Consider the following 21,042-nt stretch of genomic DNA (forward strand, 5'->3'; position numbering starts at 1 on the left):
GTATAAACCGGGCGTGATCACCCTCATCCCTAGCCCCAAGACCCTGGCCGAGGCGCAAGCGCCCTTGAAGGTGGTGTGGGTACGGGAAGGCGCCCTCCTTCCCCAAGGGGAGGCCCTGGACGCCCAGCTGGGCGGGAGCCTCCGCCGGGCCCTGGAGGGCGCGGGCCTGAAGAAGGAGGGGGAAAGCCTGCTTTTGGCCACCCCCCAGGGGCACGTCCTCCTCTTCGCCCGGGGAGAGGACCCCCGGGAAAGCGGGGGAAGGCTTGCCCAGGCCCTCCTCAAGCTCGCCTTTCCCGAGGCCCTGGTGGAGCCCTTGGAGGACCCTTACGCCCTGGCGGAGGGGCTATTCCTCGGGGCCTACCGCTTTGAACGCCACAAGACGGCCAGGGAGGAGAAGGCCCTCGCCCTCCACCTCCCGGGTGCCCCGGAGGGGGTTTTGGAACGGGCGAGGAAGGTGGCGGAAGGGGTCTACCTGGCCCGGGACCTGGTGAACGAGCCCCCGAACCTCCTCACCCCCGAGGCCCTGGCGGAGCGGGCCCGGGAGCTGGAGGCCTTGGGCGTAGAGGTAGAGGTTCTGGACGAGAAGGCCATCGCCGAGCTGGGCATGGGGGCCTTCCTCGCCGTGGCCCAGGGCTCGGAGAACCCGCCCCGCTTCATCAAGCTCCGCTACTCCAAAGAAGGGGCCAGGGCCCGGCTGGACCTGGTGGGCAAGGGCCTCACCTTTGACTCGGGCGGCTACTCCCTGAAGCCCACGGAGGGCATGACCACCATGAAGGGGGACATGGCGGGGGCGGCGGCGGTGCTTGGGGCCTTCAAGGCCGCGGCCCTTTTGGGCCTCCCCGTGGAACTGAGGGGCTACATCGCCGCCTGCGAGAACCTCATCTCCGGGAGGGCCTACCGGGTGGGGGATGTGCTCAAGACCCTTTCCGGCAAGACCGTGGAGGTGATGAACACCGACGCCGAGGGCCGCCTCACCCTGGCGGACGCCCTGGCCTACGCCGAAAGGGAGGGGGCGGAGCGGATCCTGGAGCTTTCCACCCTCACGGGGGCCGCTGTGGTGGCCCTGGGGGAGGAGGTGGCGGCCCTCTTCGCCACCCAGGAGGCCTGGGGCAGGAGGGTAGAGGAGGCCGCCCGGGAGGCCGGGGAGAGGGTCTGGCCCATGCCCCTGGAGAAGGCCTACCGGGAGAAGCTGAAAAGCCCCGTGGCCGACCTTAAGAACGTGGGGGACCGCTACGGCGGGGCCATCACCGCCGCCCTCTTTTTGGCGGAGTTCGTGAAGGTGCCCCTCGTCCACCTGGACATCGCCGGGCCCGCCTTCGCCCGGAAGGCCCACGCCCTGGGCCCCGAAGGGGGGACGGGCTTCGGCGTGCGCACCATCCTAAAGGTGGCGGAGGCCCTGTGATACCACCCCACGCTGGCTTGGGCCGGCATGGGGGCCCGGGAGGGGATCGCCAAAGAGGGCCCGGGGGTTTTCCCGGGCCTCAGGCCTAGGCGGCTACTTCTGGCAGTTCGGGCACTTCCCCCGGAACTCCAGGCGGAAGCCCTCCAGGGCCCAGCCCGTGCGCTCGGCCGCCGCCTGCATGGCGGGGTTCACGTCCAGCTCGGGGAGGTTCTTAAGGAGCAGGTCCTCCACCTTGCCGCAGGAGAGGCAGACCAGGTGCACGTGGGGCTCGTTGTAGCCGTCGTAACGGGTGTAGCCCTTGGGGTCCTTGAACTCGTAGAGGAGGCCGTGCTCCCTGAGGACGTGCAGGTTCAGGTAAACGGTGGAGAGGCCGATGTCGTAGCCCCGCTTCTTCAGGCCCTGGTAGAGCTCCTCCGGGGTGGGGTGGACGTTCTTGCGGTCCAGGTAGCTCAAGATCCGCTCCCTGGGCAGGGTGTGCCGCAGCCCCACCGCCTTTAGCCGCGCCCGGTAGTTCTCCTTTTCCTTGGTCCTTGGCATGGCTCCTCCTTCCTTTCAGTTCCAGTATACACAGGCGGTGTGCAGATGCAACATGCAGAGGACTCTCAATGAAGTAAACTGATAACTTTTTCCCTTCACGGGCTTTTTCTGCACCCTTGGCTTTCCTGCCCTTTCCTTTTATTTTAGAAAGAATCCTCGTTTTTCGCAAGGGGGTTTGTGGGGTATAATGCCCCCACCGTGGAGCGCCCCATCTACCGCCTCCTCCACCTGGTCTTCGCCCTGGGCCTGGTTCATGCGCTTTTCCTCTTGGCCCAGGAGGGGGTGCGGGCCCACGAGCTGGCCCAGAGGGGGGCCAGGCTGGAAGCGGAGCTTCGCCGGGCCGAGGCGCGGGTGGCGGAGCTTAGGGCCCGGCTTGCGGCGGCCCAGGACCCCGCCCACCTGGAGGCCCTGGCCCGCAGGCTTGGCATGGTGCGCCAGGAGGAGATACTAAAGAGGCGATGAGGGAAGACCCCGCCCACCTGCTTTTGGAAGACGAGGCCCTGACCGATGGCCTCACCGACGAGGAGGCCGAAACCCTCCTCTCCTGGCTTTTGGGCCTGGCCCAGGAGGCGGGCCCCGCCCAGCTCGCCCACCTCCGCCGCCTGGGCCACGAGATCACCCGCCTTTCCCGGGATTATGGGGTGCCCGTGGAGGACCTCATCGCCCTGGTGGAGCTGGCCTGGGGCGAGGGGGAGGCCCCCGGGCTCCAGGCCTAAAGAACCAGGGCGGAAAGCAGGGCCCGCACCTCCTCGAGGCGGGGGGGTGCGGGGTTTTTGCAGTAGATGAGGGAAACCTGCAGGGCGGCCTCCTCCTTCAGGGGCCGGAGAACGGTGCCGGGGTGAGGAAAGACCCGGTAGGGGGCCAGGGTGAGGTAGACCCCCACCCCGGCGGCCACCAGGCTCACCGCCTGGGGAAAGCGGGCCACCTCCCGCACCACTCTGGGGGCGAACCCTGCCTTGCGGAACACTTCCATAAAGGCCTCGTAGAGGGGCGGCAGGGTTTCCCTGGGGATGAGAAGAAAAGGCTCCTCCCGCAGGTCGCCCAGGGCCACCCGTTCCTCCCCCGCCAAAGGGTGGCCCTCGGGCAGGAGGGCCACGATGGGCACCTCCAAAAGGGGTTCCTCCCCGATCCCCGGGTCCCCCACCTTCAGCCCGGCGAGCCCGTAGTCCAGCCGTCCCTCCTTGAGGGCCCGCACCTGCTCGGGGGTGTGCATCTCCAAGACCTCCACGGGCTGGCCCAGCCCCCGGCGCAGGTGGTCCAGGAGGGGCATGAGGTCGGGGAGGAGGTTCTCCGGCACGCCGAAGCGGACCTCCCTCCTGCCCGCCCGGCGCACCCTTTCCTTGAGGGCCTCCACCTCCTTAAGGAGCCTTTCCCCCTGTTCCTTTAGGGCCTCCCCCGCCGGGGTCAGGCGGAAGGGCCTCCGCTCCACCAGCTTGACCCCCAGCTCCCTTTCCAGGGCCTGGATCTGCTGGGAAAGGGCCGGCTGGGAGAGGTAGGCCCGCTCCGCCGCCTTGTGGAAGCTCTTTTCCTCGGCCAGGAGGAGGAAGAGGCGCAGGCGGCGCAGGTTCATGATAAGAAAAGCTTATCACATGGACCCGGAAGGTTCTATTGGACAAACCCGCCTCCCTGCGCCACACTTAGGGGTGGGTCGGTGTAGTGTAGTTTTCCGCAAGGGGGAGGCATGACGGAAAAAGCGCTGATGGAAGCCTTTAGGGCCCTCTCGCCGGAGGAGCGGGAGCGCCTTAAGCGGGTGGAGGACCAGGAGTGGCTCGAGTCCTTGGAGTACGTGCTCCGGGTGGAAGGCTTTGAGCGGGTGGAGGAGCTTCTCCGCCTTCTGGACCAGCACCTCTACCTCCAGGGCTTCTTTCCCCAGAACCGCCTCAACACCCCCTACCTGAACACCCTCCCCAAGGAGAAGGAACCCCCTTACCCCGGCGATCTGGAGCTGGAAAGGCGCATCGCCAACATCCTGCGCTGGAACGCCGCCATGATGGTCACCCGGGCCAACAAGAGGGCCGAGGGGATCGGGGGGCATATCGCCACCTACGCCTCCATCGCCGAGCTTTACGAGGTGGGCTTCAACCACTTCTTCCGGGGGCCGGAGGCGGGGCTGGACCGGGACCTGGTCTTTTTCCAGGGGCACTCCTCTCCGGGCCTTTACGCCCGGGCCTTTCTGGAGGGGAGGCTTAGGGAGGAGGACCTGGAGAACTTCCGCCGGGAGGTGCACCCCCCTGTGGCGGGGGGCAGGGGGCTTTCCAGCTACCCCCACCCCTGGCTCATGCCCGACTTCTGGGAGTTCCCCACGGTCTCCATGGGCCTCGGGCCCATCCAGGCCATCTACCAGGCCCGCTTCATGCGCTACCTGGAGGACCGGGGCCTGAAGCCCAAAAGCTCCGCCAAGGTCTGGGCCTTCCTCGGAGACGGGGAGCACGACGAGCCGGAGACGGTGGGGGCGTTGCACCTGGCCGCCCGGGAGGGGCTGGACAACCTCATCTTCGTGGTGAACTGCAACCTCCAGCGCTTAGACGGCCCCGTGCGGGGCAACTCCAAGGTCATCCAGGAGCTGGAGAGGCTTTACAGGGGCGCGGGCTGGCACGTGATCAAGGTGGTCTGGGGCTCGGCCTGGGACGGGCTCATCGCCAAGGACAAGGAGGGCCACCTCCTCCGCCGCTTTGAGGCCCTGGTGGACGGGGAGAGCCAGCGCTACGCCGCCTTCGGGGGGAAGGAGCTTAGGGAGCGCTTCTTCAACACCCCCGAGCTCCGGAGGCTCATCGAGGGCATGACGGAGGAGGAGCTCACCGAGCTCACCCGGTCCCGGGGCGGCCACGACCTGGTCAAGATCTACGCCGCCTACAAGGCCGCGGTGGAGCACAAGGGAAGCCCCGTGGTGATCCTCGCCCGCACCATCAAGGGCTACGGCATGGGGCCCACGGCCATGGCCAAGAACGTGGCCCACCAGGTGAAGAAGCTCACCGAGGAGGACCTGAAGGAGGCCCGCGCCTTCCTGGGTATCCCCGTCCCCGAGGAAAAGCTTAAAGACCTTCCCTACTACCATCCCGGCCCCGACTCCCCCGAGGTCCGGTACCTCCTCTCCCGGAGGAAGGCCCTCGGGGGCTTCGTGCCCGAAAGGCGGGTGCGCTTCCAGGGGGGCCTCGAGGTCCCCGGGGAGGAGTTCTTCCGGGAGTTCTACGAGGGCTCTGGCGGGCGGGAGCTCTCCACCACCATGGCCTTCGTGCGCATCCTGGCCAAGCTCCTCCGCCACCCCAAGATCGGCAGGTACCTCGTTCCCATCGTCCCCGACGAGGCCCGCACCTTCGGCATGGAGGCCCTGATCGCCCAGGCGGGCATCTACTCCCCCCAGGGGCAGCTCTACATCCCCGTGGACGCGGGCACCCTCACCGCCTACAGGGAGAGCAAGGAGGGGCAGATCCTGGAGGAGGGGATCACCGAGGCCGGGGCCATGGCCGACTTCATCGCCGCCGGCACCGCCTACGCCCACTGGGGCATCCCCACCGTTCCCTTCCTCATCACCTACTCCATGTTCGGCCTGCAGAGGATGGGGGACCTGGTCTGGGCCGCCGCCGACCAGAGGACCCGGGGCTTCCTCCTGGGGGCCACCGCCGGGCGCACCACCTTGGAGGGGGAGGGGCTACAGCACCAGGACGGGCAGAGCCACCTCTACGCCCTGGCCGCCCCCAACCTTCTGGCCTACGACCCCGGCTTCGCCTTTGAGCTGGCGGTGATTCTGGAGGACGGCCTGCGCCGCATGTACGGGAAGGGGGAGGACGTCTTCTACTACATCACCATAGAAAACGAGAACTACGCCCACCCCCCCATGCCCGAGCCCCGGGAGCAGGTGAAGGAGGGCATCCTCAAGGGGCTTTACCTCTTCCGGGAGGGCGAGGGGAAGGGCCCCAGGGTGCAGCTTCTCGGCTCCGGGCCCATGCTGCCCCAGGCCCTAAAGGCCCAGGAGCTCCTTGCGGGCTTCGGGGTGGTGGCGGACGTTCTGGAGCGCCACCAGCTACAAGGCCCTTTACCTGGACGCCGTGGAAGCGGAGAGGGAGCGCAGGCTTCTCGGTAAGGCCCGGAAGCCCTACGTAGAGGAGGCCCTGGAGGGGCACGAGGGGCCCGTGGTGGCCGTCACCGACTACCTAAAAGCCCTCCCTAGCCTGGTGCGGGACCACGTGGGGCGGCCCTTCTGCGCCCTGGGCACCGACGGCTTCGGCCGCTCGGACACCCGGGAGGCCCTCCGGGACTTCTTTGAGGTGGACGCCCGGCACATCGCCTACGCCGCCCTGGCCCTGCTCCACGAGGGGGGCCAGGTGGAGGCGGGGGTCCTGGCCAAGGCCAGGGAGGCCCTGGGACTTAAGCTGGAAGAGGCGCCGCCCCATAGGCGGTAGGGGGAAGGCATGGAACTCAGGCTTCCGGAACTGGGCGACAACGTCACGCAGGCCACGGTGGTGGGGGTCCTGGTCCAGGAAGGGGACCGGGTGGCCCCCGGCCAGCCCCTCTTGGAGCTGGAGACGGACAAGGCGGTCATGGAGGTGCCCGCCGAGGCGGGCGGGGTGGTGAGGCGGGTCCTGGTCAAGGTGGGGGATGAGGTGCGCCCCGGGCAGCCCTTCCTGGAGCTCGCCGAGGCCGAGGGCGGGGCGGAAGCGCCTTCCCCCAAGGCGGAAGCGCCCGCCCCGGAGGTCAAGGAGGCGGAGGAGGCCCCCCCCGAGAAGCCCCGCCCCGCCCCGATGCCCGAGCGCCGCCTCATCCCCGCCGCCCCCTCCATCAGGCGGCTCGCCCGGGAGCTCGGGGTGGACCTCCTGAGGGTCCAGGGCACGGGGCTTGCCGGGCGCATCACCGAGGAGGACGTGCGCCGGGCGGCGGGCCTTAGGGCGGCGGCCCCAGAGGCCCTTCCGGCGGCCCCCGCGCCCAAGCTCCCCGACTTCGGCAAGTGGGGCCCCGTGCGCACCGAGCCCATGAGCGGGGTACGCAAGGCCACGGTGCGCTCCATGGGCCAGGCCTGGGCCCAGGTGCCCATGGTCACCCACTTTGACGAGGCGGACATCACCGAGCTCGAGGCCCTGCGGAAGCGCTACGCCAAGAAGGCGGAGGAGCGGGGCTTCCGACTCACCCTCACCGCCTTCCTCCTCAAGGCCCTGGCCCTCACCCTGAAGGCCTTCCCCAAGTTCAACGCCTCCATTGACGTGGAGCGCCAGGAGATCGTCTACAAGGACTACATCCACATCGGGGTGGCCGTGGACACCCCCCACGGCCTCCTGGTGCCGGTGATCCGGGACGTGGACAAGAAGGGGGTCTTGCGCCTGGCGGAGGAGCTCCAGGGGATCTCCCAAAGGGCGCGGGAGCGAAAGCTTTCCCCGGAGGAGATGCAGGGGGGCACCTTCAGCCTCTCCAACCTGGGGGGGATCGGCGGCACCGGCTTCACCCCCATCGTCAACTGGCCGGAGGTGGCCATCCTGGGGGTCTCCCGCTCCCAGATGAAGCCCCTGTGGGACCCCGAGAAGGAGGCCTTCGTGCCCAGGCTCGTGATGCCCTTTAGCCTCACCTACGACCACCGCCTCATTGACGGGGCCGAGGCCGCCCGCTTCTGCCGCCACCTGGCGGGGCTTTTGCAGGACCCCGTGGGGCTTTCCCTGGAGTGAGGTTCTTCGTGTAGTATGGGAAAGTATGCGCGTCATCGTGGTGGGAACCCGGGGCAGCGCCTTGGCCCTGGCCCAGACCCGCTTTGTGGTGGAGCGCCTCAAGGAGAGCTGGCCGGAGGCCGAGTTTAAGGTCAAGACCATCAAGACCCGGGGGGACCAGGGGGCGAACCCCAGGGAGCAGGCCATCTTCGTCAAGGAGCTCCAGGAGGCCCTCCTGGCCCGGGAGATAGACATCGCCGTCCACTCCCTCAAGGACCTGCCCACGGAGGAGCCCAAGGGCCTCAAGATCGCCGCCGTTCCCAGGCGCCAGGACCCCCGGGACGCCTTTCTGGGCAAGGCCTATAAGCGCCTCGAGGACCTGCCCCCCGGGGCGGTGGTGGGCACCAGTTCCCTGCGCCGCAAGGCCCAGCTTCTGGCCTACCGCCAGGACCTCCTCGTGAAGGACCTCCGGGGCAACGTGGACACCCGCCTCGCCGCCCTCGGCAACGGGGAGTACGACGCCATCGTCCTGGCGGCGGCGGGGCTCATCCGCCTGGACCTGAGAAACCGCATTGACCAGTTCCTGGAGCCCGAGGTCATGCTTCCCGCCCCCGGGCAGGGGGCCCTGGCCCTGGAGGTCCGCCAGGGGGACGATCTGGCCGAGGAGCTCTGCTACGCCCTCCACCACCCCCCCTCCCACGACCGGGTGCGGGCGGAGAGGGCCTTCCTGAAGGGCCTTGGCGCCGGGTGCCTGGCCCCGGTGGGGGCCCTGGCCCAGGTGGCCGAGGACGGCACCCTCCTCCTGGAAGGGGGCCTCTTCTCCCCCGACGGCAAGAGCTTCATCCGGGCGGAGATTGAGGGGGACGCCTCCGAGGCGGAGGAGCTCGGCCTGGAGCTGGCCCAGGACGTCCTGGAGCAGGGAGGGCGGGAGATCCTGGAGCAAACCCGACCCTTTTAGTGGAGATTCCCCGGGCCTTGGGGTATAGTGAAGGGGATGGCGCTGAAGCGCTTAACCCGCCAGCGTAGGGCCGTCCTCGAGGTGGTGCGCCGGGCCCACCACCACCCGGACGCCGCCTGGATCTACCAGGAGGTGCGCAAGGTGGTTCCCAAGGTGAGCCTGGCCACGGTCTACCGGACCCTCGAGGCCCTGGTGGAGGAGGGCTACCTCGTGCCCCTCACCCAGGCGGGGGAGGCCACCCGCTACGACGCCAACCTCCATCCCCACCTGCACCTGGTCTGCGAGAGGTGCGGGGCCATCGTGGACCTGGAGGTGCACCTGCCCGACCTCAAGGCCCTGGCCCAGGAGGCCCATCCCGGGGTGGAGGTGCGGGCGGCGGAGGTCACCTACCGGGGCCTCTGCCCCACCTGCAAGGCGGCCCTCAAGGGCTGATGGACCCCCTGGCTTGGCTTTACGCCCGCCAAAGCCTTTTCGCCCCGGGCCTGGAGCGCATCCGGAGCCTCCTTTCCCGCCTTGGAGACCCCCAGGAGGCCTACCCCGTGGCCCTGGTGGGGGGCACCAACGGCAAGGGGAGCGCCGCCCGGGCCCTGGCCGCCATCCTGGAGGAGGCCGGGCTCAAGGTGGGGCTCTACACCAGCCCCCACCTGGTGGAGTTCGCCGAGCGCATCGCGGTCCAGGGCAGGCCCATCCCCCAGGCCAAGCTGTGGGAAACCGCCGAGGAGGTCCGCCCCCTGGCCGAAAGGGTGGGGGCGAGCTTCTTTGAGGCGGCCACGGCCATGGCCCTTCTCCACTTCGCCCGGGAGGGGGTGGAGTTCGCCGTGCTGGAGGTGGGCTTGGGGGGCCGCCTGGACGCCACCAACGCCGCCGAGCCCGTCCTCTCCCTGGTCACCAACATCGGCCACGACCACCTGGAGGTCCTGGGACCCACCCTCAAAGACGTTGCCCGGGAGAAGGCGGGAATCCTCCGCCGGGGCGTCCCCGCCCTCACCGCCGCCAGAGGGGAGGGCCTGGCCGCCCTTAAGGCGGAGGCCCAGGCCCGGGGCACCCCCCTTTGGGTCCTGGGGGAGGCCTTCCACGTGGAGGGGGTGGAGGGGGGGAAGGGGGCCTGGGCTTCACCTTGCGCCTGAGGGCGGAGGCCCGCCGCCTCAGGACCCGGCTCCTCGGCCCCCACCAGGCGGAGAACCTGGCCCTTTCCGCCCTGGCGGGCCGCCTCCTGGGGGCTTCCTGGGAGGCGGTGGAAAGGGGGCTTCTCAAGGCGGAAAGCCCGGGCCGCCTCCAGCGCCTCCCTTGGCCTGGGGGAGGGGAGCTCTTCCTGGACGGGGCCCATAACCCCGAAGGGGCCCAGGCCCTGAGGGAGGCCCTCCGCTTCCACGGGCTTCTGCCCGCCGCCTTCGTCCTGGCCTTTTCCCGGGACAAGGACCACGCCGCCATGGCCGAGGCCCTGAGGGGCCTGGGGCCCGTGGTCCTCACCCGCTACGCCTCCCCTCGGAGCCAGGACCCCCGGGTCCTCCTCCCCCTTTTCCCCCGGGCCCACGTGGAAGAAGACCCCATGCAGGCCCTGGCGTGGGCCTTCGGGCTTGAAAAACGGGTGGTGGTGGCGGGAAGCCTTTACCTGGTGGGGGAGGTGCTGAGGGGCCTGAAGGGGCTTCCCCCCGAGGAGCGCTGGCAGTAAAAACCCCGGACCCTGAGGCCCGGGGGGCACCCCGTGGGGCGGAGGGCTTACTTGAGCTCCACCACCGCGCCCACGGCCTCGAGCTTCTTCTTGATCTCCTCGGCCTCGGCCTTGGAAACCCCCTCCTTGATGGGGCCGCCCTTTTCCGCCAGGTCCTTGGCCTCCTTAAGGCCGAGCCCGGTGATGGCGCGGAGCTCCTTGATGACCTCCAGCTTCTTGGCCCCGGCCTCCTTGAGGATCACGTCAAACTCGGTCTTCTCCTCCACGGGAGCCGCGGCGGCCGCCGCCGCAGGGGCCGCGGCCACGGCCACGGGGGCCGCGGCGGTCACGCCCCAAGCCTCCTTGAGGACGTCAACGAGCTGCTTGAGTTCCAGAACCGTCGCCTGGGAAAGCTCTTCCTTGATGCGTTCAATGTCCAAAGCCATCCTTTACCTCCTAAGCTGCCTTCTTCTCCGCGTACGCTTCCAAGATGCCTACCAGCTCGCGGGCCACACCGCCCAGGACCCCCAGAAGCTCCGCCATGGGGGCCTGCAGGACCCCCAGAAGCTCCGCCCGGAGCTCGTCCATGGTGGGCAGCTCCGCCAGGGCCACCACGTCCTTGGCGGCGAGGGCCTGGCCCTGGAGAAGCCCGCCCTTGGCCTCGGGGATGCCCTTGGGGTTCTTCTGGGCAAACTCCTTTAGGGCCTTGGCCGCGGCCACCGGGTCCTGGTAGAAGACCACGGCGCTCGGGCCCTGGAGGCCTGGAAGCTCCGGCAGGCCAAGCTCCTTTAGGGCGATGCGGATCAGGGTGTTCTTGGCCACGAAGAGCCGGGCGCCCTTTTCCTTCAGGGCCTGGCGCAGGGCGTGGGTTTCCTTGGCGGAGAGCCCCTGGTAGTTCACCAGGAAGAAGGAGCCGTGGGCCCGCTCAAGGTTCTCCTTGAGGGCGGCGAGAAGCTGAACGTTGCGCTTGTTTGGCACGCCTTCCTCCCTTGTGGGGCAGGGGAACCCCGACCGCTTTTTCTGGAGTTTCCGAAACGCTCCCCCTCAAGCGCCTCGGCGGGATGTTTAAGGCCCTTGGGCCCCCCGCTGTCTTTGGCCTGGGCGCGCATGCGCCCGGGGTGCCAAAGAAGAGTCTAAGAGGGGGGGGGCCGGGCGTCAAGGGGCGGCCCTTAGGAATGGGGGTTGATGCGGATGCTCGGCCCCATGGTGCTGGTCACGTAGACCGAGCGGAGGAAGGTGCCCCGGGCCGCCTCGGGTTTGCTGGCCTCCAGGGCCCGAAGGAAGGCCCGGATGTTGTCGGCGAGCTTCTCGGCAGGGAAGCTGGCCTTGCCCACGGGGGCGTGGATGGCCCCGGTCTTGTCGTTGCGGAACTCAATACGCCCCGCCTTGATCTCCCGGATGATCTCCCCGATGTTAAACCCCACGGTTCCCGCCTTGGGGTTGGGAAGGAGGCCGCGGGGACCCAGGATCCGGCCCAGCTTGGAGCCCACCGCCCCCATCACGTCCGGGGTGGCCACCACGGCGTCAAAGTCCATCCAGCCGTCCAGGATCTTCTGGATGATCTCCTCCCCGCCCACGTAGTCCGCCCCGGCCTCCTCGGCCTCCTTGATCTTCTCCCCCTTGGCGATGGCCAGGACCCGCACCTGCTTGCCCAGGCCGTGGGGCAGGGAGACGGTGCCGCGGACGTTCTGGTCGGACTTCCGGGGGTCAATGCCCAGCTTGGCGTGGACCTCTACGGTCTCGTCAAACTTGGCCGTGGCCAGCTCCTTGACCAAGGCCGCGGCCTCGTCAATGGTGTAGGTCCGGGTGGGGTCCACCTTCTCCAGAAGGGCCCGGTAGCGCTTGCCGTGCTTAGGCATCCTTCACCTCCGGCGCGCCCACCACCTCCACCCCCATGGACCGGGCCGAGCCCGCGATCATGCGGGCGGCGGCCTCGAGGTCGGTGGTGTTCATGTCGGGAAGCTTCTGCTTGGCGATCTCCAGCACCTGCTCCCAGGTGATGCGGCCCACCTTCTCCCGGCCCGGCTTGTGGGCCCCCTTCTCCAACCCCGCCGCCTTGCGGATCAGGTAACTGGCGGGCGGGGTCTTGGTGACGAAGGTGAAGGAGCGGTCGGCGTAGATGGTGATCTCCACGGGGACGACGGCGTCCCCCATGTTGGCCGTGGCGGCGTTGAAGGCCTTGACGAACTCCATGATGTTGGCCCCGTGCTGGCCCAAGGCCGGGCCCACCGGGGGCGCGGGCGTGGCCTTGCCCGCGGGCAGCTGCAGCTTCACTACGGCAACGATCTTCTTCATGTTTTCCTCCTAGGCTCCCCCCAAGTTGGGGGTGCAGACGCCTTTTAGGCCTTGACCACCTGGGAGAAGTCCAGCTCCACAGGGGTCTCGCGCCCAAAGATGGTGACCATGACCTTGACCTTGCCCTTGTCGGGGCTGATCTCGGTCACGGTGCCGGTAAAGTCGGCGAAGGGGCCGGAGACCACCCGCACCTGGTCCCCTTCCCGGAAGGCCACCTGGGCCTTGGGGGCCTCCTTCTTCCCCAGAAGGCCCGAGACCTCGAGGATGTGGCGCACCTCGTCGGGGGAAAGGGGGACCGGGCGGTGGCCCGCTCCCACGAAGCCGGTGATCCCGGGGGTACTCCGCACCACCTCCCAGGCCTCGTTGGGCTCTTCCTCGTCCCCCAGGTCCATCTGCACGAAGAGGTAGCCGGGGAAGAGCTTCCGCTTGACCACCTCTTTCTTGCCCCCTTCGCGCACCTCCACCACCTCCTCCGTGGGGATCAGGACCTGGAAGATCTTGTCCTCCATGCCGAAGGCCTTCACCCGCTTCTCCAGGTTGGCCTTGGCCTTCTCCTCCTGCCCCACGTAGGTGTGGACCGCGTACCATTCAATGCTCATCGCAAAAGCCCTATGAGGAAGCGGAAGACCAGGTCGTAAAGCCCCAGGATCACCATGAAGGCGGCGGTGAAGGCCAAAATGGCCTGGGTACCCTCGATGACCTGCTCCCGCGTGGGCCAGGTGACCCGGGAAAGCTCCGCCCGGGCCTCCTGGAAGTAGCGGACGATGCGCCCCAGCATCAGATCTTCACTTCCTTGTGCACGGTGTGCTTATCGCACCAGGGGCAGTACTTCCGGAGTTCCAGCTTGGAGGGGGTGTTGCGCTTGTTCTTCTCGGTGGCGTAGTTGCGGCGCTTGCACTCCGTGCACTCCAAGAGAATCTTGATGCGGACCTCGCTGGCCATGCCTTACCTCCCTCGGGGCGGGGGGAGGGTTTCCTCCCCCCAGGGGTTACTCCAGGATCTTGGTGACCACGCCTGCGCCCACGGTGCGGCCGCCTTCCCGGATGGCGAAGCGGAGGCCTTCCTCCAAAGCCACCGGCTTGATGAGCTCCACCGTGAAGGTCACGTTGTCCCCAGGCATCACCATCTCCACCCCCTGGGGCAGCTCCACCACCCCCGTCACGTCCGTAGTCCGAAAGTAAAACTGCGGCCGGTACCCCGTGAAAAACCCCGTGTGCCGGCCCCCCTCCTCCTTCTTCAAAACGTACACCGAGGCCTCAAACTTGGTGTGCGGCGTAATGCTCCCAGGCTTCGCCAACACCTGCCCCCGCTCCACCTCGTCCCGGCCCACGCCCCGCAAGAGCACCCCCACGTTGTCCCCAGCTATCCCCTCCTGCAGGGTCTTCCGGTGCATCTCCACCCCGGTGACCACCGTCTTCCGCGTCTCCGGAGCCAGGCCCACAATCTCCACCTCGTCCCCCACCTTCACCTTCCCCCGCTCAATCCGCCCCGTGGCCACCGTCCCGCGCCCGGTAATGGTGAACACGTCCTCCACCGGCATCAAGAACGGCTTGTCCACGTCCCGCACCGGCGTGGGAATGTACTCGTCAATGGCGTCCAAAAGCTCCCAAATCTTGTCCACCCACTCGTTCTCCCCACGCCGGGTCTTCGGGTTCTTGTGCATCTCCTCCAGCGCCAAAAGAGCGCTCCCCCGAATCACCGGCACCTCGTCCCCAGGAAACTCGTACTGGTTCAGGAGGTCCCGCACCTCCATCTCCACCAGGTCCAAAAGCTCCGGGTCGTCCACCATGTCCACCTTGTTCATGAACACCACGATGTACGGCACCCCCACCTGCCGGGCCAAAAGGATGTGCTCCCGGGTCTGCGGCATGGGACCGTCCGCCGCCGACACCACCAAAATGGCCCCGTCCATCTGCGCCGCACCCGTGATCATGTTCTTGATGTAGTCCGCGTGCCCAGGGCAGTCCACGTGGGAGTAGTGCCGCTTCGCCGTCTCGTACTCCACGTGCGCCGTGTTGATGGTGATCCCCCGCGCCCGCTCCTCCGGGGCCTTGTCAATCTCCCCGTAGTCCTTCACCTCCACGTTCGGGTTCTCCGCCGCCGCCACAAAGGTCAAGGCCGCAGTCAGCGTCGTCTTCCCGTGGTCCACGTGCCCAATCGTCCCCACGTTCACGTGAGGCTTCGTCCGAATAAACTCGCCCTTGGCCATGGTTCCTCCTTCTTGCACGCAAAGGCCGCCCTGGGCGGAAGGGCCCAGGGCAGTCAAAAAGATGGAGCTCGCGGCCGGGCTCGAACCGGCGACCTCACCCTTACCAAGGGTGTGCTCTACCTGCTGAGCTACGCGAGCTCGTGGAGCGGGAGACGGGACTCGAACCCGCGACCCTCGGCTTGGGAAGCCGATGCTCTACCAACTGAGCTACTCCCGCACGGGGTGTGCCGGAGCACACCGGATGGTGGGCAGGGCTGGATTCGAACCAGCGTAGGCGTGCGCCAACGGTTTTACAGACCGTCCCCTTTGGCCGCTCGGGCACCTGCCCATGCCCCTTGTGGAGCCACCCAGGGGAATTGAACCCCCAACCCCCCGATTACAAGTCGGGTGCTCTGCCGGTTGAGCTAGGGTGGCAGGACCGGGGTTGGGACCCTGTCCGAGGGATTAGGCTAACACAAAGCCGGGCGAGTGTCAAGATAAAGGCATGCGCATCGTACCTTTTGGCGCGGTCCGGGAGGTGACGGGAAGTTGCCACCTCCTTTTGGCCGGGGGGCGGCGGGTGCTTCTGGACTGCGGCCTCTTCCAGGGCCGGGAGGAGGCCAGAAACCACGATCCCTTCGGCTTTGATCCCAAGGGGGTGGAGGCGGTGGTCCTCACCCACGCCCACCTGGACCACGTGGGGAGGTTGCCCAAGCTCTTTCGCGAGGGCTTCCGGGGTCCGGTCTACGCCACCCGGGCCACGGGGCTTTTGATGCGGATCGTCCTCGAGGACGCCCTCAAGGTCATGGAAGCGCCCCCTTTTGACCGGGAGGACGTGGAGGAAGCCTTGGCCCACCTAACCCCCTTGGAGTACGGGGAGTGGCTTCGGCTTGGGGATCTGGCGCTGACCTTGGGCCAGGCGGGGCACCTTCCGGGAAGCGCCTTCGTGGTGGCCCAGGGGGAGGGAAAGACCCTGGTCTACAGCGGGGACCTGGGCAACCGGCAGAAGACCGTTCTCCCCGATCCCTCCCTGCCCCCCAGGGCGGACCTGGTGGTCTCCGAGGGCACCTACGGCGACCGGCCCCACCGCCCCTTTCCCGAAACGGTCCGGGAGTTCTTGGAGATTATGCAGGAGACCCTGGGCCAGGGGGGCAAGGTGTTCATCCCCTCCTTCGCCGTGGAACGGGCCCAGGAGATCCTCTTCCTCCTCTACGAGAACGGCCACCGCCTGCCCAAAGCTCCCGTCTACCTGGACTCCCCCATGGCCGAGCGGGTCTTGGAGCTCTACCCGAGGCTCGTGCGCTACTTCAGCGAGGAGGTCCAGGCCTATTTCCTCCAGGGGAAGAACCCCTTCCGCCCCAAGGGCCTCTGGGTGGTGGAAAGCCCCGAGGAGTCCCGCGCCCTAGGCCGCGAGCCCGGCCCCATGGTGGTCATCGCCGGGAGCGGGATGCTTTCGGGGGGGCGGATCCTCTCCCACCTGAGGCACGGCCTTTCCGACCCCAAAAACGCCCTGGTCCTCGTGGGTTACCAGCCCAAGGGAGGCCTGGGGGCCGAGCTCATCGCCCGGCCTCCTTCCGTGCGGATCCTGGGGGAAGAGGTGCCCCTGAGGGCCCGGGTCCACACCCTGGGGGGGTTCTCCGGGCACGCGGGCCAGGACGAACTTTTGGACTGGCTTAAGGACCAGCCCCGCGTGGTCCTGGTCCACGGGGAGGAGGAAAAGCTCCTGGAGCTTGGGAAACTCCTCGCCCTCCGGGGGCAGGAGGCGAGCCTGGCGCGCTTCGGGGAGGGGGTGGAGGCCTAGACAGGCTTGAACCCCAGCCTTTCCAGCACCATGCGGGTGGCGGGGCTTTTGTTGAGGGTGTAGAAGTGCACCCCTTCCACCCCGGCCTCCAGGAGCTCGGCCACCTGCCGGGTGGCGTGTTCCACGCCGATCTCCAGGATGGCCTGGGGATCGTCTTGGTAATGCTCCAGCTTGGAAAGGAGGGGCCCCGGGATGCTGGCCCCGCAGACCTCGGTGAAACGGCGGAGCTGGGTGTAGCTGGTCACGGGCATGATGCCGGGGAGGATGGGGATGTGGATCCCCGCGCGCCTCGCCCGCTCCAGGAAGCCGAAGTAGTGGGCGTTGTTGAAGAAGAGCTGGGTGATGGCGAAGTCCAGCCCCGCCTCCACCTTGGCCTTGAAGTGGCGGAGGTCGGCCTCGAGGCTCCCGCTTTCCGGGTGGCCTTCGGGGTAGGCCGCCCCGCCCACGGAGAGGGCCTTTCCGTAGCGCTCCCGGATGAGGGCCACGAGCTCCGCTGCGTAGCGGAAGCCCTCCGGGTGGGGCCGGAAGACCCTTTCCCCTTTTGGGGGATCGCCCCGGAGGGCGAGGAGGTTCTCCACGCCGCTCTCCACGAAGCGGTGGAGGACCTCGGCCACCTCCTTTCGGCTCTGGCCCGCCACGGTGAGGTGGGCGAGGGGGTTCAGGCCGAGGCTTTGGATCCTCTGGGCCCAGGCCACGCTCTTCTCCCGGGTGCTCCCCATGGCCCCGTAGGTGATGGAGACGAAGGCGGGGCGGAAGGCCCGGAGTTCCTCCATGGTGCGGAAGAGGGCCTCCTCCCCTTCCGGGGTCTTGGGGGGGAAGAACTCAAAGGAGAGGAGGGGCCCCCTGCGCTCCTCGAGGAGGTCCCGTATTTTCATGCGACCGAGTGTAGCCCTTCCCCGGGTGGGGGTCAAGGATGAGGGATAATGGGGGTATGGTAGAGGTTCCCGAGATCCCCAGGGTGGAAGCCGTGGAGCTTCCCGCCAAGGAAGCGGCCCTCATCGTGGTGGACATGCAAAACGACTTCGCCCACCCCCAAGGCGCCCTCTTCGTGCCCGAGGCCCCCCAAAGCGTCCCCGCCATCCAGCTCCTTTTGCGGCGGGCGCGGGAGGCGGGGGCCAGGGTGGTCTACACCCAGGACTGGCACCGGGAGGACGATCCGGAGTTTCAGATCTGGCCCAGGCATGCGGTGGCGGGCACCTGGGGGGCGGAGATCCTGGAGGAGCTAAAGCCCGAACCCGGCGACCTCGTGGTCCAGAAGGTCCGCTACGACGCCTTCTACGGCACCCCCCTGGACCACTACCTGCACCTTTGGGGGGTGAGGCACGTGGTGGTCACGGGCACCGTGGCCAACATCTGTGTCCTGCACACGGCGGGGTCCGCCGCCTTGCGCTGGTACCAGGTGGTCCTGCCCGAGGACGCCACCAGCGCCCTCACGCCCTTTGACCTCCAGGCCGCCCTCCGCCAGGTGACCTTCCTCTACCAGGGCAAGGTCACCCGGGCCGAGGGGGTGCGCTTTGTGTGATGCCCTTTCCGTACCCTGGCCCCTGGGATGAGGGAACCCCAAGAAGGGATCGCGCCCTTGGCCCTGGCGGAAGGGGAGGGGGAGGTGGCCCTTCTGCGGCGCGCCCAGGCCCTGGGCCTGCCCGTGGTTCCCACCTGGGTGGTGCGCCTGGAGGAGGAGTTCTTCCGCCTGAACAACCTGGAGGAGCGGATAGGGAGGCTCTTCCAGGGCGTCTTTGGGGTGCGGATAGATGAGGAGAGGCTCCTCTTTGCGGCGGAGGAGGCCGAGCGGGCGGTCCGGGAAAGCTACCTCCTCCCCGAGCGGGCGGAGGCCTTTCTCGCCGCCTTGAAGGGGCGGGGGCCCTTTGGGGTGCGCCCCGCGGGGGAAGGGGGTGGCCTTCGGGCGGCCACGCCCCAGGAGGCCCTCTTCGCCCTAAAGCGGCTCTGGGCGGCCTCCTTCCGGGTGGGGGCCGTTCTCCGGCGCTACCCCCACCTTCTGCCCCCCTTCCGCCCGGTCCTGGTGCAGGAGGCTGGGGAGGCCGTGGAGGACCCCTTCCTTTCCCTGGATCTCTCCCGGGCCCTGGGGCAGGAGGTGGTGGCCTACACCTGGCGGGACCAGGTGGTGCGGATAGAATCTTCCCATGGTGGATAGCCACGTCCACACCCCCCTTTGCGGGCACGCGGAGGGTGCCCCGGGGGAGTACCTGTTCCAGGCGCGGAAAGGGGGGCTTAAGGGCCTGGTCTTCACCGATCACGCCCCCATGCCCTCCTGGTACGACCCGGGAAGCCGCATGGCCCTCTCCCAGCTTCCCTTTTACCTTCTGGCCCTGGAAAGGGTGCGGGAGAGCAATCCGGACCTCTACGTGGGCATCGGCCTCGAGGCTGACTTCCACCCCGGCACCGAGGCCTTCGTGGCTGGGCTCCTCAAGGCCTACCCCTTTGACTACGTCATCGGGAGCGTCCACTTCCTGGGGGCCTGGCCCCTGGACCACCCGGACCACCAGGAGGAATACGCCTGGCGCGACCTCAAGGAGGTCTTCCGGGCCTACTTCCAGGAGGTGGAGCGGGCGGCCCGTAGCGGCCTCTTCCACGCCATCGGCCACCTGGACCTCCCCAAGAAGTTCGGCCACCGCCTCCCCCAGGAGGCCCTTTTGGACCTGGCCGAGCCCGCCCTTAGGGCCATGGCCGAGGAGGGGCTTTTCCTGGACGTGAACACCGCCGGGCTGAGGAAGCCCGCGAAAGAGGTCTACCCGGCCCCCGTCCTCCTCCAAAGGGCCCGGGAGCTCGGCCTCGGGGTGGTCCTGGGCTCCGACGCCCACCGCCCGGAGGAGGTGGGCTTTGCCTTCGGCGAAACACGTGGCCTCCTCCTTTCCCTGGGGTTCCGGGAGGCCTACTATTTCCAGGAGGGCAGGCCCCAGGCCTACTCCTTGTCCAGCGCCTCGTAGACCCGGGCCTCCTTGCCCCGAAGCGTTAGGTCCTCCCGGTTCCCCCCGGCCCGCTCGTAGGCCCGCACCGCCTCCAGCAGGCGGGCAAAGGCCTCGGCGCAGGGGTCGGGGGCCGGGGCCTCGTACTCCATGAAGGTCACCCGCTCGTACTCCTTCCCGTACTCCGCCTCCTCCCGGGCCACGCACTCCTCGTAGGCCTTGAGGGCCTGGTCCACCTCGAGGCGGGCTTGCTCCAGGGCGGTCATGCTTTCCTCCTTTCTCAGCCTGATTATATCAAGTTTTTTTACTGCGAAAGCGAAGGCTGGCGGCGGGAACGGGGCCCTCCTGGAAGCGCTCCTCCTGCCAGGGGTCCCCCCGCCAGTGGTAGCCCAGCCTCTCCCAAAAGCCCAGTTCCAGGTGGTCCAGAAGCTCTATGCCCCGCACCCACTTGGCGCTCTTCCAGGCGTAGAGGTGGGGCACGAGGAGGCGCACGGGGCCTCCCCTCTCCGGGGGCAGGGGCTTGCCGGAGAGGGTGTGGGCCAGGAGGACGTCCTCCCTAAGGAGGTCCTCCAGGAGGAGGTTGGTGGTGTAGCCCCCGTAGCTATGGACCAGGGCCGCCACCGCCTCGGGGCGGGGTCTGGCCCTTTCCAAGAGGTCCCTCACCCGCACCCCCCGCCAGGCCGCGTCCAGGCGGCTCCAGCCGGTGACGCAGTGAAAGTCCCGGGTGAGGTCCACCTGGGGAAAGGCCAGGAGGTCGGCGTAGGTGAGGCCGAGGGGGGCCTCCACCAGGCCGAAGAGGTCCAGGCGCCACGCCTCTTTGGAAACCCGGGGTTCTTCCCCGTAGGTGAGGATGGGGAAGCGCTCGGTGACCCTCTGCCCGGGAGGAACCCGCTCCATGCCCCAAGGGTAGGCCAGTCCCGGGGAGGGAAAAGGGTTCTGGCTCACCGGCTCCGGTAGCGGATGACCTCCACCTTCTCCAGGGTCACCAGGCCTTCCCTGACCATCTCGTCCAGTACCGGTAGGAAGGCCTGGATCTTTTCCTCGGTGTCCACGATCTCCACCATGACGGGCAGGTCCTCGGAAAGCTGCAGGACCTTGGCGGTGTGGATGCGGGAGTGGGCCCCGTAACCCATGAAGCCCTTGAAGACCGTGGCCCCGGCCAGGCCCCGCCTGCGGGCCTCGAGGACGAGGGCCTCGTAAAGAGGCCTCCCCCCGTACCGGTCCGACTCCCCCACGAAGATCCTGAGGAGCCGGGCCTCCCCCTGGAGCTTCATGCCCCTAGCTTACCAGGGCCCCGCCCAGGCGGTAACCCCAAAAGACCAGAAAGAGCCCGAGGAGGAGGCTTCCCCCCGCGTAGAGGAGGGCCTTGACCGCCTCGCCTTCCTGCAGGAGGGCCAGGGTCTCGTAGCTCAAGGAGGAAAAGGTGGTGAAGCCCCCCAAAACCCCCACCGCCAGGAAGAGCCGGGCCTCCCCGGAGAGGGCCCCTTCCAGGGAGAGCCGCACCACGGCGCCGATGAGAAAACTTCCCAGAGCGTTCACCAGGAGGGTGCTCCAGGGAAAGCCGGGGCCCAGCACCCCTTGCGCCCAGGCCCCCAGGGCGTAGCGCAGGAAGGAACCCAGGGCCCCACCCAAGGCCACCAGGAGGTAGCGTTCCAC

Annotated in this window: 25 protein-coding genes, 4 tRNA genes and 2 pseudogenes; 12 read left to right on the forward strand and 19 right to left on the reverse strand. The window is 68.2% G+C overall.

Translation table 11 applies throughout. The features are described from left to right. Positions 1-13 precede the first annotated feature (13 nt). Positions 14-1,402, forward strand: coding sequence for a leucyl aminopeptidase (locus ACZ5RK_RS03130; RefSeq protein WP_464909639.1), 1,389 nt, complete (start codon positions 14-16; stop codon positions 1,400-1,402). Positions 1,403-1,495: 93 nt separating this feature from the next. Here ACZ5RK_RS03130 and ACZ5RK_RS03135 read toward each other — a convergent pair whose 3' ends face one another. Continuing rightward, positions 1,496-1,939 (reverse strand): Fur family transcriptional regulator, encoded by a 444-nt coding sequence (locus ACZ5RK_RS03135; protein WP_464909640.1) that lies wholly within the window; start codon positions 1,937-1,939, stop codon positions 1,496-1,498. A 198-nt stretch (positions 1,940-2,137) separates the two neighbouring features. Here ACZ5RK_RS03135 and ACZ5RK_RS03140 point away from each other — a divergent pair, with 198 nt between their 5' ends. Together ACZ5RK_RS03140 and ACZ5RK_RS03145 are read left to right on the forward strand one after the other, a co-directional pair. Next, positions 2,138-2,401, forward strand: coding sequence for a septum formation initiator family protein (locus ACZ5RK_RS03140; RefSeq protein WP_464909641.1), 264 nt, complete (start codon positions 2,138-2,140; stop codon positions 2,399-2,401). Beyond that, entirely contained in the window at positions 2,398-2,655 is a 258-nt protein-coding gene (locus ACZ5RK_RS03145; protein WP_054647537.1) for a hypothetical protein, read from the forward strand. Before ACZ5RK_RS03140 ends, ACZ5RK_RS03145 begins: the two co-directional genes overlap by 4 nt. Here ACZ5RK_RS03145 and ACZ5RK_RS03150 read toward each other — a convergent pair. Beyond that, a complete protein-coding gene (locus ACZ5RK_RS03150) occupies positions 2,652-3,509 on the reverse strand; it encodes a LysR family transcriptional regulator (protein WP_054647538.1) in 858 nt (285 codons plus the stop codon). The two genes, ACZ5RK_RS03145 and ACZ5RK_RS03150, sit on opposite strands and share 4 nt — an antisense overlap. 111 nt (positions 3,510-3,620) lie before the next feature. Here ACZ5RK_RS03150 and aceE point away from each other — a divergent pair. The 5 genes and pseudogenes from aceE to ACZ5RK_RS03175 all read left to right on the forward strand — a co-directional run bounded on the left by aceE (position 3,621) and on the right by ACZ5RK_RS03175 (position 10,199). Next, positions 3,621-6,339 (forward strand): annotated as a pseudogene (aceE, locus tag ACZ5RK_RS03155) (pyruvate dehydrogenase (acetyl-transferring), homodimeric type). Between the two features lie 9 nt (positions 6,340-6,348). Then, a complete protein-coding gene (locus ACZ5RK_RS03160; RefSeq protein ID WP_464909642.1) occupies positions 6,349-7,590 on the forward strand; it encodes a 2-oxo acid dehydrogenase subunit E2 in 1,242 nt (413 codons plus the stop codon). A gap of 25 nt (positions 7,591-7,615) precedes the next feature. Further along, positions 7,616-8,527, forward strand: a complete 912-nt coding sequence (hemC, locus tag ACZ5RK_RS03165) for a hydroxymethylbilane synthase (RefSeq protein ID WP_464909643.1) — start codon at positions 7,616-7,618, stop codon at positions 8,525-8,527. Positions 8,528-8,563: 36 nt separating this feature from the next. After that, a complete protein-coding gene (gene perR, locus ACZ5RK_RS03170) occupies positions 8,564-8,959 on the forward strand; it encodes a manganese-dependent transcriptional regulator PerR (RefSeq protein WP_054647693.1) in 396 nt (131 codons plus the stop codon). Then, positions 8,959-10,199: pseudogene (locus tag ACZ5RK_RS03175) on the forward strand (bifunctional folylpolyglutamate synthase/dihydrofolate synthase). The gene perR and the pseudogene ACZ5RK_RS03175 overlap by 1 nt, the downstream one beginning before the upstream one ends. A 47-nt stretch (positions 10,200-10,246) precedes the next feature. Here the strand turns inward: ACZ5RK_RS03175 and rplL are convergent. The 12 genes from rplL to ACZ5RK_RS03235 form a co-directional block, all read right to left on the reverse strand. Then, entirely contained in the window at positions 10,247-10,624 is a 378-nt protein-coding gene (rplL, locus tag ACZ5RK_RS03180; protein ID WP_464909644.1) for a 50S ribosomal protein L7/L12, read from the reverse strand. Positions 10,625-10,634: 10 nt separating this feature from the next. Beyond that, positions 10,635-11,156 carry a 50S ribosomal protein L10 gene (rplJ, locus tag ACZ5RK_RS03185; RefSeq protein WP_464909645.1) on the reverse strand — a complete coding sequence of 174 codons (522 nt, stop codon included), beginning with the start codon at positions 11,154-11,156 and terminating at the stop codon, positions 10,635-10,637. Positions 11,157-11,347: 191 nt separating this feature from the next. Beyond that, the gene (rplA, locus tag ACZ5RK_RS03190) at positions 11,348-12,037 is read right to left on the reverse strand and encodes a 50S ribosomal protein L1 (protein ID WP_464909646.1); all 690 of its coding nucleotides are present in this window, start codon (positions 12,035-12,037) and stop codon (positions 11,348-11,350) included. Next, positions 12,030-12,473 (reverse strand): 50S ribosomal protein L11, encoded by a 444-nt coding sequence (gene rplK / locus ACZ5RK_RS03195; RefSeq protein ID WP_054647640.1) that lies wholly within the window; start codon positions 12,471-12,473, stop codon positions 12,030-12,032. The genes rplA and rplK overlap by 8 nt, the downstream gene beginning before the upstream one ends. Before the next feature lie 44 nt (positions 12,474-12,517). Continuing rightward, positions 12,518-13,072, reverse strand: coding sequence for a transcription termination/antitermination protein NusG (gene nusG / locus ACZ5RK_RS03200; RefSeq protein WP_464909647.1), 555 nt, complete (start codon positions 13,070-13,072; stop codon positions 12,518-12,520). Beyond that, positions 13,069-13,251 carry a preprotein translocase subunit SecE gene (secE, locus tag ACZ5RK_RS03205; protein WP_462845515.1) on the reverse strand — a complete coding sequence of 61 codons (183 nt, stop codon included), beginning with the start codon at positions 13,249-13,251 and terminating at the stop codon, positions 13,069-13,071. The genes nusG and secE overlap by 4 nt, the downstream gene beginning before the upstream one ends. Then, positions 13,251-13,415: a 50S ribosomal protein L33 gene (gene rpmG / locus ACZ5RK_RS03210; RefSeq protein ID WP_054638618.1), complete on the reverse strand. Its 165-nt coding sequence runs from the start codon at positions 13,413-13,415 to the stop codon at positions 13,251-13,253. The genes secE and rpmG overlap by 1 nt, the downstream gene beginning before the upstream one ends. A gap of 46 nt (positions 13,416-13,461) precedes the next feature. After that, entirely contained in the window at positions 13,462-14,682 is a 1,221-nt protein-coding gene (gene tuf, locus ACZ5RK_RS03215) for an elongation factor Tu (protein ID WP_464909360.1), read from the reverse strand. Between the two features lie 62 nt (positions 14,683-14,744). Beyond that, positions 14,745-14,820: transfer RNA gene (locus ACZ5RK_RS03220), tRNA-Thr, on the reverse strand. A gap of 3 nt (positions 14,821-14,823) precedes the next feature. Beyond that, a tRNA-Gly gene (locus ACZ5RK_RS03225) sits at positions 14,824-14,899 on the reverse strand. A gap of 25 nt (positions 14,900-14,924) precedes the next feature. Beyond that, a tRNA-Tyr gene (locus ACZ5RK_RS03230) sits at positions 14,925-15,010 on the reverse strand. A 10-nt stretch (positions 15,011-15,020) separates the two neighbouring features. Beyond that, positions 15,021-15,096 (reverse strand) — tRNA-Thr (locus ACZ5RK_RS03235). A gap of 70 nt (positions 15,097-15,166) precedes the next feature. On the opposite strand from ACZ5RK_RS03235, the gene ACZ5RK_RS03240 reads away from it, so the two are divergent. Next, on the forward strand, positions 15,167-16,462 hold the full coding sequence (locus tag ACZ5RK_RS03240; protein ID WP_464909648.1) for an MBL fold metallo-hydrolase: 1,296 nt from the start codon (positions 15,167-15,169) through the stop codon (positions 16,460-16,462). Here ACZ5RK_RS03240 and metF read toward each other — a convergent pair. After that, a complete protein-coding gene (gene metF, locus ACZ5RK_RS03245) occupies positions 16,459-17,337 on the reverse strand; it encodes a methylenetetrahydrofolate reductase [NAD(P)H] (RefSeq protein WP_464909649.1) in 879 nt (292 codons plus the stop codon). The two genes, ACZ5RK_RS03240 and metF, sit on opposite strands and share 4 nt — an antisense overlap. A gap of 56 nt (positions 17,338-17,393) precedes the next feature. Between metF and ACZ5RK_RS03250 the strand changes: the two genes are divergently transcribed. Genes ACZ5RK_RS03250 through ACZ5RK_RS03260 form a run of 3 tightly spaced genes read left to right on the forward strand, consistent with a single transcriptional unit; the run spans position 17,394 to position 19,407 of the window. After that, positions 17,394-17,984, forward strand: coding sequence for a nicotinamidase (locus ACZ5RK_RS03250; RefSeq protein ID WP_054647590.1), 591 nt, complete (start codon positions 17,394-17,396; stop codon positions 17,982-17,984). Positions 17,985-18,011: 27 nt separating this feature from the next. Further along, positions 18,012-18,614 (forward strand): hypothetical protein, encoded by a 603-nt coding sequence (locus ACZ5RK_RS03255; protein ID WP_464909650.1) that lies wholly within the window; start codon positions 18,012-18,014, stop codon positions 18,612-18,614. Further along, on the forward strand, positions 18,604-19,407 hold the full coding sequence (locus ACZ5RK_RS03260; RefSeq protein ID WP_464909651.1) for a histidinol-phosphatase HisJ family protein: 804 nt from the start codon (positions 18,604-18,606) through the stop codon (positions 19,405-19,407). Before ACZ5RK_RS03255 ends, ACZ5RK_RS03260 begins: the two co-directional genes overlap by 11 nt. Here ACZ5RK_RS03260 and ACZ5RK_RS03265 read toward each other — a convergent pair. From ACZ5RK_RS03265 to crcB, 4 genes are read right to left on the reverse strand one after another with little or no spacing between them, the layout of a single operon-like run. Further along, a complete protein-coding gene (locus ACZ5RK_RS03265) occupies positions 19,383-19,652 on the reverse strand; it encodes a hypothetical protein (protein ID WP_054647558.1) in 270 nt (89 codons plus the stop codon). The genes ACZ5RK_RS03260 and ACZ5RK_RS03265 overlap by 25 nt on opposite strands. Positions 19,653-19,680: 28 nt before the next feature. Beyond that, complete coding sequence (locus ACZ5RK_RS03270; protein WP_464909652.1) at positions 19,681-20,283, reverse strand: sulfite oxidase-like oxidoreductase; 603 nt, start codon at positions 20,281-20,283, stop codon at positions 19,681-19,683. A 44-nt stretch (positions 20,284-20,327) separates the two neighbouring features. After that, positions 20,328-20,660 (reverse strand): DUF190 domain-containing protein, encoded by a 333-nt coding sequence (locus tag ACZ5RK_RS03275; RefSeq protein WP_054647557.1) that lies wholly within the window; start codon positions 20,658-20,660, stop codon positions 20,328-20,330. A 4-nt stretch (positions 20,661-20,664) separates the two neighbouring features. Beyond that, on the reverse strand, positions 20,665-21,042 hold the full coding sequence (crcB, locus tag ACZ5RK_RS03280; RefSeq protein ID WP_464909653.1) for a fluoride efflux transporter CrcB: 378 nt from the start codon (positions 21,040-21,042) through the stop codon (positions 20,665-20,667).

Source organism: Thermus kawarayensis JCM 12314, assembly GCF_055393575.1.

What these genes read in the sequence shown, in the direction of transcription:
- metF (WP_464909649.1), bottom strand. Translation starts at nt 17,337, where the DNA reads ATGAAAATACGGGACCTCCTCGAGGAGCGCAGGGGGCCCCTCCTCTCC.
- ACZ5RK_RS03150 (WP_054647538.1), bottom strand. Translation starts at nt 3,509, where the DNA reads ATGAACCTGCGCCGCCTGCGCCTCTTCCTCCTCCTGGCCGAGGAAAAG.
- ACZ5RK_RS03255 (WP_464909650.1), top strand. Translation starts at nt 18,012, where the DNA reads ATGAGGGAACCCCAAGAAGGGATCGCGCCCTTGGCCCTGGCGGAAGGG.
- hemC (WP_464909643.1), top strand. Translation starts at nt 7,616, where the DNA reads ATGCGCGTCATCGTGGTGGGAACCCGGGGCAGCGCCTTGGCCCTGGCC.
- ACZ5RK_RS03260 (WP_464909651.1), top strand. Translation starts at nt 18,604, where the DNA reads ATGGTGGATAGCCACGTCCACACCCCCCTTTGCGGGCACGCGGAGGGT.
- ACZ5RK_RS03275 (WP_054647557.1), bottom strand. Translation starts at nt 20,660, where the DNA reads ATGAAGCTCCAGGGGGAGGCCCGGCTCCTCAGGATCTTCGTGGGGGAG.
- ACZ5RK_RS03160 (WP_464909642.1), top strand. Translation starts at nt 6,349, where the DNA reads ATGGAACTCAGGCTTCCGGAACTGGGCGACAACGTCACGCAGGCCACG.
- perR (WP_054647693.1), top strand. Translation starts at nt 8,564, where the DNA reads ATGGCGCTGAAGCGCTTAACCCGCCAGCGTAGGGCCGTCCTCGAGGTG.
- rpmG (WP_054638618.1), bottom strand. Translation starts at nt 13,415, where the DNA reads ATGGCCAGCGAGGTCCGCATCAAGATTCTCTTGGAGTGCACGGAGTGC.
- rplK (WP_054647640.1), bottom strand. Translation starts at nt 12,473, where the DNA reads ATGAAGAAGATCGTTGCCGTAGTGAAGCTGCAGCTGCCCGCGGGCAAG.
- ACZ5RK_RS03250 (WP_054647590.1), top strand. Translation starts at nt 17,394, where the DNA reads ATGGTAGAGGTTCCCGAGATCCCCAGGGTGGAAGCCGTGGAGCTTCCC.
- ACZ5RK_RS03270 (WP_464909652.1), bottom strand. Translation starts at nt 20,283, where the DNA reads ATGGAGCGGGTTCCTCCCGGGCAGAGGGTCACCGAGCGCTTCCCCATC.
- ACZ5RK_RS03240 (WP_464909648.1), top strand. Translation starts at nt 15,167, where the DNA reads ATGCGCATCGTACCTTTTGGCGCGGTCCGGGAGGTGACGGGAAGTTGC.
- rplA (WP_464909646.1), bottom strand. Translation starts at nt 12,037, where the DNA reads ATGCCTAAGCACGGCAAGCGCTACCGGGCCCTTCTGGAGAAGGTGGAC.
- ACZ5RK_RS03265 (WP_054647558.1), bottom strand. Translation starts at nt 19,652, where the DNA reads ATGACCGCCCTGGAGCAAGCCCGCCTCGAGGTGGACCAGGCCCTCAAG.
- secE (WP_462845515.1), bottom strand. Translation starts at nt 13,251, where the DNA reads ATGCTGGGGCGCATCGTCCGCTACTTCCAGGAGGCCCGGGCGGAGCTT.
- nusG (WP_464909647.1), bottom strand. Translation starts at nt 13,072, where the DNA reads ATGAGCATTGAATGGTACGCGGTCCACACCTACGTGGGGCAGGAGGAG.
- ACZ5RK_RS03145 (WP_054647537.1), top strand. Translation starts at nt 2,398, where the DNA reads ATGAGGGAAGACCCCGCCCACCTGCTTTTGGAAGACGAGGCCCTGACC.
- tuf (WP_464909360.1), bottom strand. Translation starts at nt 14,682, where the DNA reads ATGGCCAAGGGCGAGTTTATTCGGACGAAGCCTCACGTGAACGTGGGG.
- ACZ5RK_RS03135 (WP_464909640.1), bottom strand. Translation starts at nt 1,939, where the DNA reads ATGCCAAGGACCAAGGAAAAGGAGAACTACCGGGCGCGGCTAAAGGCG.
- rplL (WP_464909644.1), bottom strand. Translation starts at nt 10,624, where the DNA reads ATGGCTTTGGACATTGAACGCATCAAGGAAGAGCTTTCCCAGGCGACG.